Source organism: Limimaricola pyoseonensis (assembly GCF_900102015.1).
Classification (GTDB): domain Bacteria; phylum Pseudomonadota; class Alphaproteobacteria; order Rhodobacterales; family Rhodobacteraceae; genus Limimaricola; species Limimaricola pyoseonensis.
Window position 1 is genome coordinate 482,321 of sequence record NZ_FNAT01000002.1, and the last position, 15,943, is coordinate 498,263.

17 protein-coding genes are annotated in these 15,943 nt (G+C 70.4%); 7 read left to right on the plus strand and 10 right to left on the minus strand.

Going from position 1 to position 15,943, the window contains the following annotated elements:
• Window positions 1–2: 2 nt before the first annotated feature.
• On the minus strand, window positions 3–983 hold the full coding sequence (locus BLT43_RS06170) for an NAD(P)-dependent alcohol dehydrogenase (protein ID WP_207497422.1): 981 nt from the start codon (window positions 981–983) through the stop codon (window positions 3–5).
• 194 nt (window positions 984–1,177) lie between these two features.
• Here BLT43_RS06170 and BLT43_RS06175 point away from each other — a divergent pair, with 194 nt between their 5' ends.
• Both BLT43_RS06175 and BLT43_RS06180 read left to right on the plus strand, forming a co-directional pair.
• The gene (locus BLT43_RS06175) at window positions 1,178–2,464 is read left to right on the plus strand and encodes a lipoprotein-releasing ABC transporter permease subunit (RefSeq protein ID WP_090111055.1); all 1,287 of its coding nucleotides are present in this window, start codon (window positions 1,178–1,180) and stop codon (window positions 2,462–2,464) included.
• Window positions 2,457–3,134, plus strand: coding sequence for an ABC transporter ATP-binding protein (locus BLT43_RS06180; protein ID WP_090111057.1), 678 nt, complete (start codon window positions 2,457–2,459; stop codon window positions 3,132–3,134). Before BLT43_RS06175 ends, BLT43_RS06180 begins: the two co-directional genes overlap by 8 nt.
• A 12-nt stretch (window positions 3,135–3,146) precedes the next feature.
• Here BLT43_RS06180 and BLT43_RS18870 read toward each other — a convergent pair whose 3' ends face one another.
• From BLT43_RS18870 to BLT43_RS06190, 3 genes are all read right to left on the minus strand, one after another.
• A complete protein-coding gene (locus tag BLT43_RS18870; RefSeq protein ID WP_131802626.1) occupies window positions 3,147–3,674 on the minus strand; it encodes a hypothetical protein in 528 nt (175 codons plus the stop codon).
• A gap of 9 nt (window positions 3,675–3,683) precedes the next feature.
• Window positions 3,684–5,639, minus strand: a complete 1,956-nt coding sequence (parE, locus tag BLT43_RS06185) for a DNA topoisomerase IV subunit B (protein WP_090111059.1) — start codon at window positions 5,637–5,639, stop codon at window positions 3,684–3,686.
• Window positions 5,640–5,828: 189 nt separating this feature from the next.
• Window positions 5,829–7,112, minus strand: coding sequence for an alpha/beta hydrolase family protein (locus BLT43_RS06190; RefSeq protein ID WP_090111061.1), 1,284 nt, complete (start codon window positions 7,110–7,112; stop codon window positions 5,829–5,831).
• Between the two features lie 129 nt (window positions 7,113–7,241).
• Here BLT43_RS06190 and BLT43_RS06195 point away from each other — a divergent pair, with 129 nt between their 5' ends.
• Window positions 7,242–8,642: an MATE family efflux transporter gene (locus tag BLT43_RS06195; protein ID WP_242652232.1), complete on the plus strand. Its 1,401-nt coding sequence runs from the start codon at window positions 7,242–7,244 to the stop codon at window positions 8,640–8,642.
• A gap of 6 nt (window positions 8,643–8,648) precedes the next feature.
• Window positions 8,649–9,260, plus strand: coding sequence for a DedA family protein (locus BLT43_RS06200; RefSeq protein ID WP_090111065.1), 612 nt, complete (start codon window positions 8,649–8,651; stop codon window positions 9,258–9,260).
• Here BLT43_RS06200 and BLT43_RS06205 read toward each other — a convergent pair whose 3' ends face one another.
• Together BLT43_RS06205 and BLT43_RS06210 are read right to left on the minus strand one after the other, a co-directional pair.
• Window positions 9,261–9,671, minus strand: coding sequence for a hypothetical protein (locus tag BLT43_RS06205; protein WP_090111067.1), 411 nt, complete (start codon window positions 9,669–9,671; stop codon window positions 9,261–9,263).
• Window positions 9,672–9,683: 12 nt separating this feature from the next.
• The gene (locus BLT43_RS06210) at window positions 9,684–10,886 is read right to left on the minus strand and encodes a pyridoxal phosphate-dependent aminotransferase (RefSeq protein WP_090111069.1); all 1,203 of its coding nucleotides are present in this window, start codon (window positions 10,884–10,886) and stop codon (window positions 9,684–9,686) included.
• Window positions 10,887–11,011: 125 nt separating this feature from the next.
• Here BLT43_RS06210 and BLT43_RS06215 point away from each other — a divergent pair, with 125 nt between their 5' ends.
• From BLT43_RS06215 to BLT43_RS06225, 3 genes are all read left to right on the plus strand, one after another.
• Window positions 11,012–11,398, plus strand: coding sequence for a helix-turn-helix domain-containing protein (locus tag BLT43_RS06215; protein WP_090111071.1), 387 nt, complete (start codon window positions 11,012–11,014; stop codon window positions 11,396–11,398).
• A complete protein-coding gene (locus tag BLT43_RS06220) occupies window positions 11,395–11,700 on the plus strand; it encodes a succinate dehydrogenase assembly factor 2 (protein WP_090111073.1) in 306 nt (101 codons plus the stop codon). Before BLT43_RS06215 ends, BLT43_RS06220 begins: the two co-directional genes overlap by 4 nt.
• 73 nt (window positions 11,701–11,773) lie before the next feature.
• Window positions 11,774–12,283, plus strand: a complete 510-nt coding sequence (locus tag BLT43_RS06225; protein ID WP_090111075.1) for a helix-turn-helix domain-containing protein — start codon at window positions 11,774–11,776, stop codon at window positions 12,281–12,283.
• Here the strand turns inward: BLT43_RS06225 and BLT43_RS06230 are convergent.
• From BLT43_RS06230 to BLT43_RS06245, 4 genes are all read right to left on the minus strand, one after another.
• Window positions 12,280–12,987, minus strand: coding sequence for a DUF1194 domain-containing protein (locus BLT43_RS06230; protein ID WP_090111077.1), 708 nt, complete (start codon window positions 12,985–12,987; stop codon window positions 12,280–12,282). The genes BLT43_RS06225 and BLT43_RS06230 overlap by 4 nt on opposite strands.
• Window positions 12,988–12,991: 4 nt before the next feature.
• On the minus strand, window positions 12,992–13,420 hold the full coding sequence (locus BLT43_RS06235) for a VOC family protein (protein ID WP_090111079.1): 429 nt from the start codon (window positions 13,418–13,420) through the stop codon (window positions 12,992–12,994).
• A gap of 64 nt (window positions 13,421–13,484) precedes the next feature.
• A complete protein-coding gene (locus BLT43_RS06240) occupies window positions 13,485–14,843 on the minus strand; it encodes a tetratricopeptide repeat protein (RefSeq protein WP_090111081.1) in 1,359 nt (452 codons plus the stop codon).
• The gene (locus tag BLT43_RS06245; RefSeq protein WP_090111083.1) at window positions 14,843–15,937 is read right to left on the minus strand and encodes a hypothetical protein; all 1,095 of its coding nucleotides are present in this window, start codon (window positions 15,935–15,937) and stop codon (window positions 14,843–14,845) included. The genes BLT43_RS06240 and BLT43_RS06245 overlap by 1 nt, the downstream gene beginning before the upstream one ends.
• Between the last annotated feature and the right edge of the window lie 6 nt (window positions 15,938–15,943).

Sequence of the window (15,943 nt, forward strand, 5' to 3'; positions counted from 1 at the left end):
GCCTAGACGTCGTCGGGCAGCAGCACCACCGCGCCGCGCTTGCGCCCCGTGGCGACGCGATCATAGGCGGCGGCGATCTCCGACAGCCGGTAGCGGCTGTCGATCACCGCGCGCAGGTCGCCCGCCTCGGCGAGCCGGGCGATCTCCTCCATGTCTGCATGGCTCTCCTGCGCGATGCCGTCCCGCGCCCGCCGCCCGCCGCGCCCGGCGAAGCGCGCGGCGATCTGGGTGCCGAGCCCCGCATAGACCAGCAAGAGCCGCCCGCGGCGGCGCAGCGCCCGCATCCGCCGCTTCAGCGGTGCCTGTCCGACCGCGTCGAAGATCACGTCGAAGCGGTTCTCCTCCTCGAAGGGATCCTCGCCCTCGTCATACGCGATCACCTCGCGCGCGCCGAGATCGCGCACCAGGTCGGCATTGGCGGCCGAGCAGACGGCGGTCACATGCGCGCCCATGGCCCGGCCGATCTGCACCGCCGCCGTGCCCACCGCGCCCGAGGCGCCGACCACGCAGAGCCTCTCCTTCGCCCTGAGCCGGCCGCGGTCGCGCAGGAACTGCAGCGCCGTGGTCGCGCCGAAGGGCAGGGCGGCGGCCTGGCTGTGCATCAGCACGTGCGGCTTGTGGACCACCGCGCCGTCCTCCTTCACCACCACCGCCTCGGCATGCGCGCCCATGTTCATGCCGGTCGAGCCGAACACCTCGTCGCCCGGCCCGAAGCGCGTCACGTCCGCGCCCACCGCCTCGACCACGCCGGAAAAGGCGGTGCCCAGCACCGGCTGGCGCGGCCCGCCCCAGCCCATGGCGGCGCGCACCGCCAGCCCGTAGCCCGGCGGCACGGTGAGCGAGCGGATGCGCCAGTCGGCGGCGCTGACCGTGCCGGCGCAGAGCCCGACCCGGATCTCGCCCGGACCCGGCCGGGGCAGCTCGCGCTCGACGATCTCCAGATGCTCGGTGCCGCCATAGGCGCGGCAGATCACGGCGCGCATCGGCGCTCCTCCCTCGTTCCCCGGTCGGGCTGGCGCGCCGATGCGGCGCGGGCACGACATCCCCCGCGAAATGCTGGCCCGCTGGCGGCTTCGGCGTCAAGCCGCCACACGGGTGCGCGAGGGACGGTCGGGTCGCGCTTGACCCTCGCGACCCGCGCCCCCAAGGTCCGCGCGCAACCCGACCGGAGCCCCGCATGGCCAATCGCACCGCCCCGTTTTCCGCCTTCGAGTGGATGATCGCCTGGCGTTACATCCGCGCGCGCCGCGCCGAGGGCGGCGTCAGCGTGATGACCTGGATCAGCCTCGTCGGCGTCACGCTGGCGGTGTTCGCGCTGATCGCGACGCTGGCGGTGCGGGCGGGCTTCAGGGCCGAGTTCATCGACACCATCCTCGGCGCCAATGCCCATGTCACGGTCTACCAGGACAGCGTGATCCCGAACACCGACATCACCCGCCGGGTGATCACCGACCACGAGGCGCTGGCCGAGCGGTTGGAGGCGATCCCGGGCGTCACCCGCGCGGCACCGCTGGTGCGCGGTCAGGTGATGGCCAATGCCGGCAACGAGAACGCGGGCGTCGAGGTCTACGGCATCGCGCCCGAGGACCTCGCCACCATCCCGCGCGTCGCCGACCCCGAGACCGCGATGGGCGATATCGGCCGCTTCGGCGAAGGCATCGCCATCGGCTCTGGCGTGGCGCGTGAGCTGGGGGTGGGCGTGGGCGACAAGCTCCGGATCATCTCGCCCAACGGCGCGCGCACGCCGATGGGGCAGAGCCCGCGCGTCTCGGCCTACGAGATCACCTATGTCTTCACCGCCGGGCGCTACGACATCGACCGCACGCGCGCCTACCTGCCGCTTTCGGAGGCGCAGTTGTTCTTCAACCGCGACGGCGTGGCCGACGAGATCGAGGTGATGGTCGAGGATCCCGACCGGGTGGACGAGCTTGTCGGCGAGATCCTCGAGGCGGCGGGACCCACGGCCTTCACCTGGACCTGGCGCGACAGCGCGGGCTCGTTCCTGCGGGCGCTCGACGTCGAGGACAACGTGATGTTCGTGATCCTGTCGATCCTCGTGCTGATCGCCTCGATGAACATCATCTCCGGCCTGATCATGCTGGTGAAGAACAAGGGCGGCGACATCGGCATCCTGCGCACGATGGGGCTGACCGAGGGCTCGGTGCTGCGGGTCTTCTTCATCTGCGGCGCGGGCATCGGCACGCTGGGGACGATCTTCGGCGTGGTGCTGGGCTGCGCCTTCGCGATCTGGATCGACCCGATCTTCTCCTTCGTGAACTACGTCGCCGGCGGCGGCGTCTGGGACCCCTCGATCCGCGGCATCTACGCGCTGCCGGCCAAGCTGCAGCTCGTGGACGTGCTCTCGGCGGTGTCGCTGTCGCTGGCGCTCTCCTGGGGCGTCACCTATTTCCCGGCCCGCCGCGCGGCCCGCATGAACCCGGTGGAGGCGCTGCGCTATGAGTGAGACCGTCCTGAAGCTCTCGGGCATCCAGAAGGCCTACAACCACGGCAAACCCAACGAGGTGAGCGTGCTGCGCGGGGCGGACCTCGCGATCGTGCCGGGCGAGGTGGTGGCGCTGGTCGCACCTTCCGGGGCGGGCAAATCGACGCTCCTGCACATCGCGGGGCTTCTCGACACGCCCGACAAGGGCCAAGTGGAAATCGCCGGGCAGGAGATGACCCGGCTTTCGGACCGCCGCCGCACGCTGGCGCGCCGCGCCGATGTCGGCTTCATCTACCAGTTCCACCACCTGCTGCCCGAGTTCACCGCGCTTGAGAACATCACCCTGCCGCAGCTTGCCGCCGGCAAGCCGCGCGCCGAGGCCGAGGCGCGGGCGCGCGAGCTCTTGGGGCAGGTGGGGGTGGAAAAGCGCGCCGATCACCGCCCTGCGGCGCTGTCGGGCGGAGAGCAGCAGCGGGTGGCCTTCTGCCGGGCGCTCGCCAACGCGCCGCGTCTATTGCTGGCCGACGAGCCCACCGGCAACCTCGACCCCGACACGTCGGACCGGGTGTTCGACGCGCTGATGGCGCTGGTGCGCGGTACGGGCCTCTCGGCGCTGATCGCGACGCACAACCTCGAGCTGGCGGCGCGGATGGACCGGGTGGTCCGGATGGATCACGGGGTGGTGGCGTAGGTCCGGCAGCACTCAGTAGTCATCGATCACAGAGTCGTCGGACGGCGCGCTGTATGCCAGACGAGCTGGTCTGTTCGATTTCCTGAGGGGCTCGTCATTGCGGCGCACCACGACTTGCGGCTTGGCCGGTGCAGGCTTTTCGGCGGTCAGTGCATCGCAAGCCCTCAAGATCACCGGAAGATCGTTGAGTATGGACGGGTGGCGCCACGCCGAGTCGGGGGACAGAAGCTTGCCGGTCACCGGATGTCGTCCCATCAGGACGCGGCGCAAGGGATGATCTTTATCCGGCACGTCACCGGGCCGTTTGCGAACCGCCGGATCTAGCAATCGCTTCAAACGGTAGCGGATCGCCCCGGGCGCCCGGCTCAGATGCCGGGAAATCCCTTCGGTGGATAGCCGCATGTCCTGATGCAGCTGCAGGAGCACACGCTCCTCTGTCTCGGTCCAAGGCTCGCTTGCCCGGAAATATCCATCCTGAACGAGTTCATTCAGTGGATATGCGCCTGTTTCGCTGAGGATTTCTTCATCGTCATCGGGCATAACCTCCGATCAGACATCCAATTCCTCAACAAATCGTGCATTTTCCTGGATGTACTGGAACCGCAGTTCCGGCTTCTTGCCCATCAGCCGCTCCACGAGGTCGGCGGTCTCGCCCGGCTCCTCGTCGTTGATCGAGACCCGGATCAGCTTGCGGCTGTTCGGGTCCATGGTGGTCTCCTTCAGGTCCTTGGCGTCCATCTCGCCCAGACCCTTGAAGCGCTGCACATCGATCTTGCCCTTGCCGCCGAGGCCCTTGGCCATCATCCGATCTTTCTCGGCGTCGTCGGCGACGTAGAGGCGGCGGGCCCCCTGTGTCAGCCGGTAGAGCGGCGGGCAGGCGAGGTAGAGGTGGCCGTGGTCGATCAGCGGGCGCATCTGGCTGAAGAAGAAGGTCATCAGCAGTGCCGCGATATGCGCGCCGTCGACGTCGGCGTCGGTCATGATGATGATCTTCTCGTAGCGCAGGTCGTCGACGTTGAACTTGGTGCCCAAGCCCACGCCCAGCGCCTGCGTGAGATCGTTGATCTCCTGGTTGGAGCCAAGCTTCGAGGACGCCGCGCCGAGCACGTTGAGGATCTTGCCGCGCAGCGGCAGCAGCGCCTGTGTCTTGCGGTCGCGGGCCATCTTGGCCGAGCCGCCGGCCGAGTCGCCCTCGACGATGAAGAGCTCGGTGCCCTCGCGCGCGCCGGTCGAGCAGTCGACTAGCTTGCCGGGCAGGCGCAGCCGCTTGGTGGCGGATTTGCGGGCGGTTTCCTTCTCCTGCTTGCGGCGCAGCCGCTCCTCGGCGCGCAGCACGAGGAAGTCGAGGATGGCGCCGGCGGACTTGGTGTCGGAGGCGAGCCAGTTGTCGAAGTGGTCGCGGACCGAGTTCTCGACCAGACGCTGCGCCTCGGTGGTGGCGAGGCGGTCCTTGGTCTGGCCCACGAATTCCGGCTCGCGGATGAAGCACGACACCAGCGCGCAGCCGCCTGTCGTCAGGTCCTCGCGGGTGATCTGGCCGGCCTTCTTGTTGTTCACGAGCTCGCCATAGGCGCGGATGCCCTTGAGGATGGCGGCCCAGAAGCCGGATTCGTGCGTGCCGCCCTCGGGGGTCGGCACGGTGTTGCAGTAGGACTGGGTGAAGCCGTCGCGCGAGGGCGTCCAGTTCACCGCCCATTCGACCTTGCCCGGCACGTTGAACTTCTCGTTGAAGTCGACGGTGCCGGCAAAGGGCTTGTCGGCATAGGTCGAGGACTTGCCCAGCGTCTCGGCGAGGTAGTCGGCGAGGCCGCCGGGGAAGTGGAAGGTGGCCTCGGCCGGGGTCTCGCCGTCGTCGATCTCGGTCTTCCAGCGGATCTCGACGCCGGAGAAGAGGTAGGCCTTGGAGCGCACCATCTTCATCAGCCGGGCCGGCTTGAAGCGGTGATGGCCGAAGATCTCCTCGTCGGCGTGGAAGGTGACGGTGGTGCCGCGCCGGTTGGGGGCGGCGCCGATCTTGGCGACCGGGCCCTCGGGCTTGCCGCGCGAGAAGCGCTGCTCGAACAGCTCGCGGTTGCGCGCGACCTGCACGACCATGCTGTCGGACAGCGCGTTCACGACCGAGGCGCCGACGCCGTGCAGACCGCCCGAGGTCTGGTAGGCCTTGCCCGAGAACTTGCCGCCGGCATGCAGCGTGCAGAGGATCACTTCGAGCGCGGACTTGCCGGGAAACTTGGGGTGCGGGTCGATCGGGATGCCGCGGCCGTTGTCGCGGATCACGACGGAGTAGTCGGCCAGGAGCTCGACCTCGATCCGGTTGGCGTGGCCGGCGACGGCCTCGTCCATGGAGTTGTCGAGCACCTCGGCCACGAGGTGATGCAGCGCGCGCTCGTCGGTGCCGCCGATATACATGCCGGGCCGCTTGCGGACCGGCTCCAGCCCTTCGAGGACTTCGATGGAGGAGGCGTCGTAGGACTGCTCGGCGCCGGAGAGAAGATCGTCGGGCATGGGCTCACTGCTCGTGGACTGGAGGTGCCGGCCATATAACCCGATGGGCGGGCCGGGGGCAACGGCGCGGCGCGCGCGCCGTGTTCACTTTACGTACCTGCGGCGTCGAAGCGTGCAGCCCGCCTACTTTACTCTCCAAATACTCATCGCCCGCAGGGAGGCCGCGCGCCATGGGCGCGCGGCACCGGGTCAGTTGCCCGACGGCAGGGTCTCGAAGCGCAGCCCGACGGCGGTGCGGTTCGGAAAGCCCGCCCAGTAGCTGTCGCCCGCGTTCGGGGTGCCGTCCTCGGCGCGGTCCCAGACGGCGTCGGCGCTGTCGGGCACGAGGTCGAGATAGTCGGCCTTGGCGTCCTCGCCCTTCAGATGCAGGTCGAGGAAGGCGGTGACGAAGTGCTGGGTGACGTTGTTCATCCGCGTCGTGTCCCAGACCGGGTCGGCGTAGTGCTCGAAGGGCGCCCAGCCGAGAGCCTCGGACACCTCGTAGCTCTCGGCCGGGGCGGGCATCGGCGCGGCGGCGTTGTGGTTGGCGTCCTCGAAGGTCAGCAGGTGCCGCTCGGTGCCGGTGGTCTCCTCGAAGATCGAGCGGATCGCGTCGTAGCCCGAGACGTCGTCCACCCCGCCCGCGATCAGCATCAGCGGCGTGTCGATGGCGGAAAGACCCTCGGCGTTCCAGGCGTCGCGGTTGCGGCCCCAGGGGCCGATCGCCACCACCGCCTTCACGCGCGCATCCGGCAGGTCGGCCATGCTGTCGGAGCCCGGCGCGTTGATCTCCAGCAGGTCCCGCGGCGGGGCGTAGCGCGAGCCGCGGAAGTCTTCGGTCAGGCCCGCGCCCGAGAAGATCAGCGCGCCGTAGCCGCCCATCGAGTAGCCGATCACGGCGGCGGTGTCGCCGTCGGTGATCGCGCCGATGCCGTCCTCGAGCGCGGCCATCCGGTCGAGCACGAAGGCCTGGTCGTGCGGGCGGTTCACCAGCGTCGAGCCGAAGGCGCCCATGTCGTCATAGGTCGAATCCGGGTGATCGATGGAGGCCACGACGTAGCCCTTGGAGGCGATGTTCTCGGCGAGGTGGCTCATCAGGAAGCGGTTGCCCGGGTAGCCATGCGAGACGACGACCAGCGGGAAGTCCCCCTCGGCGGCCGGTTCGGCGTCGCGTGCGGCGCGGCCGGTCAGATCCACTTCCGTGGTGCCGTCGCGCAAGAGCGCGGTGTAGCTGCCGCCGGCTTCGGTGCCCTCGGCCGCCGGGTACCAGACCTCGACGGTGATCTCGCGGTCGTAGTCCTCGACGCCTTCCTCGGTGGCGCGGGCGATGTCGGGCACCTGCTCGCGGGTGAAGCTCATGGTGGTGACGCCGATGGCGTGGTCGCCATAGGCGGCGAGTTCGGGGGCGTCGGGGCGGACAATGTCGATGCGGTTCTCGGCCCCAGCGGGCGCGGCGACCAGCGCGGCCGTCGCGGCCATGACGAGTCTGTTCATTCTTTCTCCTCCGGGTTGCGCGGCGATGTCGCCACATTCGGGCGCGGCGGGCAACCCGCAGGGTGCCGAACGCGCACGCCCGTGCCGCCGCATCTGGACGGGGGCGGGCGCGGCGCGTAGGCAGGTTCAATGACTCTGGCAACCAGCGCCGCCGGCTCCGGCGAGATGACCTACCTGCAGCACGCGCGGCGCTTCCTGGCGCTGGGGCTGCCGCTGATCGGCTCGAACCTCGCCCAGATGGCGATGAACGTCACCGACACGCTGATGCTCGGCTGGTACGACGTGACCGCGCTGGCGGCGGCGACGCTGGCCACCTCGATGTTCTTCCTGCTGTTCATCGTCGGCGCGGGCTTCGCCTGGGCGGTGATGCCGGTGGTGGCGGCGGCCGCCGAGGCGGGTGACGAGGTGCAGGTGCGCCGGGTCACGCGGATGGGGTTCTGGCTGGGGCTCTGCTACTCGGCGGTGTTCCTGCCGCCGATGCTGTGGTCGGGGCAGCTGTTCCTGTGGATGGGGCAGGAGGAGGAGGTCGCGCTGCTGGCGCAGTCCTACCTGCGCATCGCGGCGTGGTCGATGGTGCCGGGGCTGATGCTTCTGGTGCTGCGCTCCTTCTTGTCGGCGCTCGAGCATATCGGCGTGCTGCTCTGGGGCACGCTGGCCGGGGTCGGGCTGAACGCGGCGATGAACTACGCGCTGATCTTCGGCAACTGGGGCGCGCCGGAGCTGGGCGTGCGCGGCGCGGCGATCGCCACGCTGGTCAACATGATCCTCGGCACCATCCTGCTCGGCGTCTACGCCGCGTGGAAGATGCCGCAATACGCGCTGTTCCAGCGGCTGTGGCGCAGCGACTGGGAGGCGTTCTGGCGGGTGGCGCGGCTCGGCGCGCCGATCGGGCTGACCAGCCTCGCCGAGGGCGGGCTGTTCTCGGCCTCGGCGGTGATGGTGGGCTGGATCGGCGCGGTGCCGCTGGCGGCGCATGGCATCGCGATCCAGATCACCTCGGTCGCCTTCATGGTGCAGGTGGGGCTGAGCCAGGCCGCCACGGTGCGCGCGGGCCGGGCGCTGGGCCGGGTCGACGAGGAGGCGCTACGGCGTATCGCCCGCACCGGGATCGTGCTCGCGGTGCTCACCTCCGGTCTCGCGGGGCTGGTGTTCCTGCTGCTGCCCGAGCCGCTGATCAAGATCTTCATCGATCCCAACGATCCGGCCCGCGGCGCGGTGATCGCGATCGGCATCGGCCTGCTGGCCGTGGCGGCGCTGTTCCAGGTGGTCGACGCGCTGCAGGTGATGGCGCTGGGCCTGCTGCGCGGGGTGCAGGACACCACCATGCCGATGGTCTTCGCCGCGATCAGCTACTGGGGCATCGGCATGCCGGTCGGCTGGGTGCTGGGGTTCCCGCTGGGGCTGGGGGCAACCGGCGTCTGGCTCGGCCTCGTGGTGGGTCTCAGCCTCGCCGCGGTGTTCCTGCTGTGGCGGTTCTGGCGCCGTTCGGTGCGGATCGGGCAGGAACCGGGGCGCGCGTCCGCCGGTTAGGCCGGCATGTTCGACTTCATCACCAGCTGGATCGCCGCCGGGGGCGCCTTTGCCGTGGCGGCGCTCATGTTTCTCGAGAACGTCTTCCCTCCGATCCCGTCCGAGCTGGTGATGCCGCTGGCAGGCTACAACGCCGCGCGCGGCGTCTCGGGGCCGGTGCTGGTCTTCATCGGCGGGGTCGTGGGGTCGGTGGCCGGGGCCTGGATCTGGTACGAGCTGGGCCGCAGGCTCGGGCGGGAGCGGCTGATGGAATGGGTTGACCGGCACGGGCGCTGGCTGACGCTCGACCGGCACAGCATCGAGCAGGCGCTCGACTGGTTCGACCGGCACGGCGCGGCGGCGGTGTTCTTCGGCCGGATGATCCCGACCGTGCGCACGCTGATCTCGGTGCCGGCGGGGCTGCAGGGCATGCCGCTCGGCCGGTTTCTCGCCTACACCACCGCGGGCAGCGTGATCTGGGTCGGCGGTCTCTTCGCTGCGGGCTACGTGCTTGAGGCGCAATACGAGCGGGTGCAGAACTGGCTCGACCCGGTGACCACCGGCATCGTCGGGCTGATCGTGCTGCTCTATCTCTACCGCGTGCTCAAGGGGCGGGGGCGCAAGCCGCGCGAGGGCTGATCAGGCCTCGGTGTCGGGCCGCTCGGCCCGCTCCGCCAGCTTGCGCACCAGAACCGTCCGCAGATCGTGCATCGCCATCAGCAAGGGCTCGGTGACGGCGTCGAGCTGCTCGGGCGTGGCGCGCGACAGCGCCCATTGGGCGCCGAGGTTGAGCTGGTCGGCCAGTCGCGCGATGTCGTCGATCTCGCGCTGTGCCAGCAGCGCCTGCCGCCCGGCGATCCATTCCTCCGCGGCGGCGCGGTCCTCGGGCGACAGCTCGCGCCCGCCGATGCCGCGGATCTCGCCGCTGCGGGTGTTCAGCGCCGCGATCTGCTCCATCTCGACCCGGCGCTGGCGGTTCTCCTCGCCGAGCCGGAACATCAACGCGCCGTTCTCGCGGATGCGGAAGTAGTAGCCGGGCAGGTCGGTCATCGCGGGTCTCCCTCAGCACAGACCGGCGCAGAAGCGCTGGATCCGGGTGCAGGCCTCGCGCAGCGCCGCGTCGGAGGTGGCGTAGCTGACGCGGAAATTGGGCGAGAGGCCGAAGGCCGCGCCGAACACCACGGCCACGCCCTCCTCCTCGAGCAGGGCCGTGGCGAAGGCCTCGTCATCGGTGATCGCGACGCCGCCGGCGCTGGTCTTGCCGAGGCAGCCGGAAATGTCGGGATAGACGTAGAAGGCGCCGTCGGGCACGGCGCAGGTGACGCCCGGCGCGGCGTTCAGCATCTCGACCACCATGTCGCGACGGCGCTGGAAGATGCGGTTGTTGTCGGCGATGAAGCCCTGCGGGCCGTCCAGCGCCGCCACCGCCGCCCATTGGCTGATCGAGCAGGGGTTCGAGGTGGATTGCGACTGGATCTTGGCCATCGCGCGGATCAGCGGCTCGGGCCCGGCGGCGTAGCCGATGCGCCAGCCGGTCATCGCGTAGGCCTTGGAGACGCCGTTCACGGTCAGCGTGCGGTCATGGAGCCGCGGCTCGACCTCGGCCGGGGTGCAGAAGGCGAAGTCGCCGAAGGTCAGGTGCTCGTACATGTCGTCGGTCAGCACGTGGACATGCGGGTGGCGCAACAGCACCTCGGTCAGCGCCTTCAGCTCGTCGCGGGTGTAGCCCGCGCCGGTCGGGTTCGAGGGCGAGTTGAACAGGAACCACTTGGTGTTCGGCGTGATCGCCGCCTCGAGCTGGGCGGGCGTGATCTTGAAGCCGGTCCCGATCCCGGCGGCCACGATCACCGGCGTGCCGCCGGCGAGCAGCACCATGTCGGGGTAGCTCACCCAGAAGGGCGCGGGGATGATCACCTCGTCGCCGGGGTTCAGCGTGGCCATCAGCGCGTTGTAGATCACCTGCTTGCCCCCGGTTCCGACGCTGACCTGCGCGGGCCGGTAGTCGAGGCCGTTGTCGCGGGCGAACTTGTCGCAGATCGCGCGCTTGAGCTCGGGGATGCCGTCCACGGCGGTGTAGCGGGTCCGCCCCTCGGCGATCGCGCGCTGGCCGGCCTCGGCCACGTGCGGCGGGGTGTCGAAGTCCGGCTCGCCGGCCGACAGGCCGATCACGTCGCGCCCGGCGGCCTTCATCTCGAGCGCCTTGCCGGTGATCGCGACGGTGGGGGAGGGCTTCACCCGGGCGAGCGTGTCGGAAAGAAAAGGCATGAAGGCTCCGTCGATGTCGCTAGAGGCGGACGCCGGGTCGCCCGCGTTCTGGAAATGATCCCTGCCCCGTGTCATATGGCGGGGCAGGGCGGCCGGCAAGCCGCGGCAGGGCGAGAGGATGTGCGATGCAGGACGACGGCTATTACAGCGAAAGCGCGGCCACCTTCGGCGATCGGCTCGCGGGGGCGCGCGAGGCGGCGGGGCTGAGCCAGGAGGCGCTGGCCACCCGGCTCGGGGTCGAGCTGGAGACGCTGGGCGCCTGGGAGGACGACATGGACGAGCCGCGTGCCAACCGGCTGCAGATGCTGGCGGGCATGCTGAACGTGTCGCTGAGCTGGCTGCTCACCGGCCGCGGCGACGGGCCCGAGGCGCCCGATGAAGGCGCGCAGGAGGTCGACTACAAGGACCTGCTGTCCGAGATGCGGGTGCTGCGGGCCGAGATGCTGCAGGCGGCCGAGCGCATGGGCGCTCTGGAAAAGCGGCTGAAGCGGCGGCTCGGGGTGAGCGCATGAGCGGGCTGCCGGTCGAGCCCGCCGCGCCCGCGGACGAGCCGCGCGAGATCCGCGAGCGGCGGCTCGCGATGCGCTCGATGCGGCGCGGAATCAAGGAGATGGACCTGATCCTGCAGGCCTTCGCGACGGCGCGGATGCGGGATCTCGATGATGCCGAGCTGGCGCTCTACGACCGGCTCCTGTCGGAGAACGACCACGATCTCTACGCCTGGGTTGCCGGCGCGCAGCCGGCGCCCGAGCGCTACGAGGCGCTGGTAGCCGAGATCGCCAAGGGGGCCGAGGGCGTCACCCGGCCGCGCTGAGCGCCGGCCTTAATCCTTTGTTTCCAATTTTCCCTCATTGCTGGCCGGCGGGCGGGCAAGAGGGAGAATTGAGATGAGCGTTCATTCCAGCCTCGAACCGGCCCTGACGGGCCCGCGCGGGGCGGCCTTCATGGCGAGTTACCTCGACGGGCTGATCCTGATCGAGCGGCTGCACAGGTTGCTGCTCGACGTCATCAAGGACGAGTTCGAGCGGGTCGGCGTGATCGAGATCAACGCGGTGCAGGCGCTGCTGCTGTTCAACATCGGCGACCACGAGGTCACGGCGGGCGAGCTGCGCAGCCGCGGCTACTACCAGGGCAGCAATGTCAGCTACAACCTCAAGAAGCTGGTCGAGGCGGGCTACATGCATCACCAGCGCTGCCGGGTCGACCGACGCTCGGTGCGGGTGCGCCTGACCGAGAAGGGGCACCGCGTCCGCGACATCGTCCAGAAGCTGTTCGAGGGGCACGCGCAGGGCCTGTCGTCCCGCGGCGTTCTCGACCAGGTCGCGATCGAGGACGTGACGATGTCGCTGCGCCGGCTCGAGCGGTACTGGGCCGACCAGATCCGCTACATCTACTAGCCGCGGCGCGCCGGGACGGGCCGGGCGCCGATCGCCAGTGCGCGCAGCTCGCGCAGGAGCTTGCGGCGCATCGCCGCCTCGTAGTCGTCGAACCCGATCGCGGTCTCGACGAAGGCGTCGGCGCCGCGGATGACATAGGCCCGGAAATAATCGACCAGCGGCGCGGCGCGGCCGGGCGCCTCGGGCGCGACCAGCAGCGCGTTGACGGTCACGCCGGGCGGCGCGGCGCCGGTGTCCTGCGGACGCGGCCCGGCATTCGACGTGCCATCGGCCGAAAGGTCGAGCGTGTGCCTGTCGCAGTCGGGCTGGGCGGCCAGGAGGGCGTATCCCTCCCCCATGGCGCCGCCGAGCGCGGTGGTGGGGCCGAACCCGGCCCGCCGGGCCGAGCGGATCTGCCGGGCGGCGGCGGAGAGCGCCGCCGCGCCGTCGATCCCGGTCCATGGCAGAATCAGCCGGGTCTCGCCCGGCCCGCTCCATTCGAACACCGCCAGCCGGACCGGCGGCATGGCCGGGTCGAGTAGCGCGGCCGCGACATCGGGCGCCGTGAGCGCCGCCGCCACGCCGTCGCGCTGCAGCGCGTATTCCCGCGCGTCGACCGAGCCCGAAACGTCGAGCCCCAGCACCAGCGCCTGCCGGCAGCCTTGGGCGGCCACGCCATCGGCCAGCCCGGCCAGAAGCAGCGCGCCGCAGATCGCCCGGATCATCCCGTTACCAGTGGCCGGTGTTCTCCATGCTGGCCCAGGGCTCCTGCTTGGGCAGCGCGTCGCCGGCCTGCAGCAGCTCGACCGAGATGTTGTCGGGCGAGCGGACGAAGGCCATGTGGCCGTCGCGCGGCGGGCGGTTGATCGTGACACCGTTCTCCTGCAGGTGCCGGCAGGTCTCGTAGATGTCGTCGACCCGGTAGGCGAGATGCCCGAAATGCCGGCTGTCGGAGGGCAGCGCATCGTCGCCGTCCCAGTTCCAGGTCAGCTCGACCGGCGTCTCCTCCTGGCCCGGGGGCGCCATGAAGACCAGCGTGAAGCGGCCGCCCTCGTTCTCGATGCGGCGGGTCTCCTTCAACCCGAGCAGCTCGTAGAAGGCCATGCTCTTCTCGAGATCCTTCACCCGGACCATGGTGTGCAGATAGGTCAATGCCATCGCGTGTTCCCTTTCTCGCGGTTCGGGTCGGAGATTAGCACGCGCCGCCGGCGGGGCCAGCGGTTCAGAAGCTCGAGACGACGCCGAGATCGAGGCTGAGCACCTCTTCGTCGTAGAGGTCCGCGTTCGACCAGTTCCGCCCGGCCTCGAGCCGGATCTCGGGGTGAAAGCCCCAGCGTTCCGCCCGCGGCATGCCGATCCGCGCCTCGGCCGTGAGGCGCCGGTCCTCCCGCTCCTCCAGCACGTAGCGGCTGCTTTGGTAGTCGCGCCATTCGGCCGTGAGGCCGACCCCCAGATCGGCCGGCCCGAACCGCCGCCCGAAATCGTAATCCGCGGCGAGGGTCAGCCCCTCGTAGCCGAGATCCGGGCGGTCGGTGCGGGCCTCGCGCCAGTCCAGCGACAGGCTCGCCCGGTCGCGCCCCAGGGCGCGCGTCACCCCGACCCCGAGGCCCGGTTTCCACCATCCGTCGTCGAGATCGAGCCGCTCGACCCGGGTCGTCTCGGCCGAGAGGCTCAGATCCGTGTCGCCATCGATCGCGAAGCTGCGGCGCAAAGCCAAGCGCAGCCGGTTGGAGAGCGGCGCGTCGTCATAGGCGTCGCGCGCCAGCTGCAGCGACAGCTCGGCCGGGCCGCTCCAGCCCTCCTGGCGCCAGGCATGCCGCAGCCCGACCGAGGCGCTGGCCTGCGCGTAGTCGCTGCCGCGGGCCTCGGGCGCCTGCCGGCGCGCCGCGTCGCTCAGGAAATGGGTGCGGCCGGAAAGATGCAGGTCGGCCGAGGTCATCGAGCTGCGGTCGGCGCGCAGCCGGTAGCGCAGCGCGACACCGGCCGAGACGGTCGCGCCCGACAGCGCCCGCGCGTCCCCCGACAGCGTGAAGTCATAGGGCAGGCCGGGCAGGCGCAGGGTTTCGGTGTCGCTGCCGCCATTGACGTTCGAGGAGGGCGCCACGCCGAAGGTGAACTGCATCGAAAGGGGGTTGCGGGCACGGACCGCCTGGTAATCGCGGCGCAGTTCGGCCCGCGCGTTCGGGCTCGGCGCGTCGGGCAGGGCCCGCCGCAGCCAGAACTGCGACCGGGTGTAGGCGCCGCTCCTCGCATGCGCCAGGGCGACGATGCGGGCGGCGCGGAACCGGGCCGGCCCCTCGAGCCGCGGATGCGCCCGCGCAGCGAAGCCCTGAGCGGCGTCGAGGTCGCCGCGCCGCAGGGCCGCCTCGGCGGAGATCATCAGCCCCGTCGGCTCGTCGGGGGCGTATTGCAGCAGGCGGCGCGAAAGCGCCTCGGCCTCATCCAGCCGGTTCTCGCTAAGCGCGGTCACGGCGAGGCCGCGCAGCCGCTCGACGGAGAGGCTGGCGGGCGCGGCCGGCGCGGCAAGGGGCAGCGCCAGCAGCAGCGCCGCCGCCGCCAGGGCGGTGATCGTCGATCGCATCAGTCGCGATACGCCGTGAAGCCGCCGGTTTCCTGCACCCGGATGTCTTCCAGCCGCGGATCCTCGGATTCGAAGACCAGAATGCCCGTGACCTCGCCGCCGGTTTCGAGGTCGCCGCTCAGCACCCCGAAATACTCGCCGGCCTCATAAGGCTCGGCCTTGCCGTCGACCACCACCAGGTTGTTCAGCTGGCCCACGATCTCGCCGTTCGGGGTGGAGGCCGCGTCCGTCAGCACGAAGCGGACCGTCGGCAGGTCGAGGATCGCCCGGTCCGACAGGTCGGTCCGGCGCACGCCGCTGGTGTTGGTCTCGATCTCGAGCCCGTCCTCGTCGAAGGCGCGGCGGTTGGAGAGCGTGCCGCGCACGCCGTCGGAGGCGTTGAAGTCGTCGAAGTCGACCAGCACCTCGATGTCGCCGGTGGTGAACTCATGCCGCGAGATGGTGTCGAACACCCGAATGCCCGCGTAATCGCCGCGGAAGGCGGCCTGCCCGCGGGCCGGGATCTCGACCCCGCCATTGCGCTCGTAGAGGAAGCCGCCGAAGCCGAAGTTCGAGAAATCGCCGGTGCGCACCACCGCGAAGCGGGTGCGGGGCAGCCGTTCGCCATCGACCCGAACGGTATTGATGCTCTCGCCGTAGATGGCGCGGTAGTCGAGCTGGTCGATCGGCTCGGAGCCGCCGGTCTCGACCTCGGCCGCGCTCTGGAACACGGCATAGCCGTTGAGCGTGCTCGGCCCGCGATAGTCGCTGCGATAAGGTTCGGTGCCGTCGAAGGCGAGGTTGTCGACCTCCAGCCGCGCGCCGGACAACAGCGTGACGCGGCGCACGAAGCCGCCACCATCCTCGGTCTCGGCCTCGAAGCGGGTGATGGAGCGGTCGGGGTCGGGGTCGGCGGTGCCGGGCAGCAGCCGCTCGTCGCCGCCGAAGCCGTCATCGGCGTCGTCCCCGTCCTCCGCATCGCCGCCGCTATCGCGGCCGCCGGCGTCGCCGCCATCGGCCGGGGCGTCGGCGGGGTCCTCGAAGTCGAAGGGTTGGCCGTCGCCGCAGCCGGCGAGCAGGGCCAGCAGGGCGGCGGTGGAAAGAAGGCGGATCATGGCGGG

Bases quoted from the DNA above. Each gene is read 5' to 3' on its own strand.
- parE (WP_090111059.1), bottom strand. From the start codon at position 5,639: ATGCCCGACGATCTTCTCTCCGGCGCCGAGCAGTCCTACGACGCCTCC.
- BLT43_RS06195 (WP_242652232.1), top strand. From the start codon at position 7,242: ATGACTCTGGCAACCAGCGCCGCCGGCTCCGGCGAGATGACCTACCTG.
- BLT43_RS18870 (WP_131802626.1), bottom strand. From the start codon at position 3,674: ATGCCCGATGACGATGAAGAAATCCTCAGCGAAACAGGCGCATATCCA.
- BLT43_RS06205 (WP_090111067.1), bottom strand. From the start codon at position 9,671: ATGACCGACCTGCCCGGCTACTACTTCCGCATCCGCGAGAACGGCGCG.
- BLT43_RS06180 (WP_090111057.1), top strand. From the start codon at position 2,457: ATGAGTGAGACCGTCCTGAAGCTCTCGGGCATCCAGAAGGCCTACAAC.
- BLT43_RS06240 (WP_090111081.1), bottom strand. From the start codon at position 14,843: ATGCGATCGACGATCACCGCCCTGGCGGCGGCGGCGCTGCTGCTGGCG.
- BLT43_RS06190 (WP_090111061.1), bottom strand. From the start codon at position 7,112: ATGAACAGACTCGTCATGGCCGCGACGGCCGCGCTGGTCGCCGCGCCC.
- BLT43_RS06170 (WP_207497422.1), bottom strand. From the start codon at position 983: ATGCGCGCCGTGATCTGCCGCGCCTATGGCGGCACCGAGCATCTGGAG.
- BLT43_RS06210 (WP_090111069.1), bottom strand. From the start codon at position 10,886: ATGCCTTTTCTTTCCGACACGCTCGCCCGGGTGAAGCCCTCCCCCACC.
- BLT43_RS06235 (WP_090111079.1), bottom strand. From the start codon at position 13,420: ATGGCATTGACCTATCTGCACACCATGGTCCGGGTGAAGGATCTCGAG.
- BLT43_RS06230 (WP_090111077.1), bottom strand. From the start codon at position 12,987: ATGATCCGGGCGATCTGCGGCGCGCTGCTTCTGGCCGGGCTGGCCGAT.
- BLT43_RS06245 (WP_090111083.1), bottom strand. From the start codon at position 15,937: ATGATCCGCCTTCTTTCCACCGCCGCCCTGCTGGCCCTGCTCGCCGGC.
- BLT43_RS06175 (WP_090111055.1), top strand. From the start codon at position 1,178: ATGGCCAATCGCACCGCCCCGTTTTCCGCCTTCGAGTGGATGATCGCC.
- BLT43_RS06200 (WP_090111065.1), top strand. From the start codon at position 8,649: ATGTTCGACTTCATCACCAGCTGGATCGCCGCCGGGGGCGCCTTTGCC.
- BLT43_RS06220 (WP_090111073.1), top strand. From the start codon at position 11,395: ATGAGCGGGCTGCCGGTCGAGCCCGCCGCGCCCGCGGACGAGCCGCGC.
- BLT43_RS06215 (WP_090111071.1), top strand. From the start codon at position 11,012: ATGCAGGACGACGGCTATTACAGCGAAAGCGCGGCCACCTTCGGCGAT.
- BLT43_RS06225 (WP_090111075.1), top strand. From the start codon at position 11,774: ATGAGCGTTCATTCCAGCCTCGAACCGGCCCTGACGGGCCCGCGCGGG.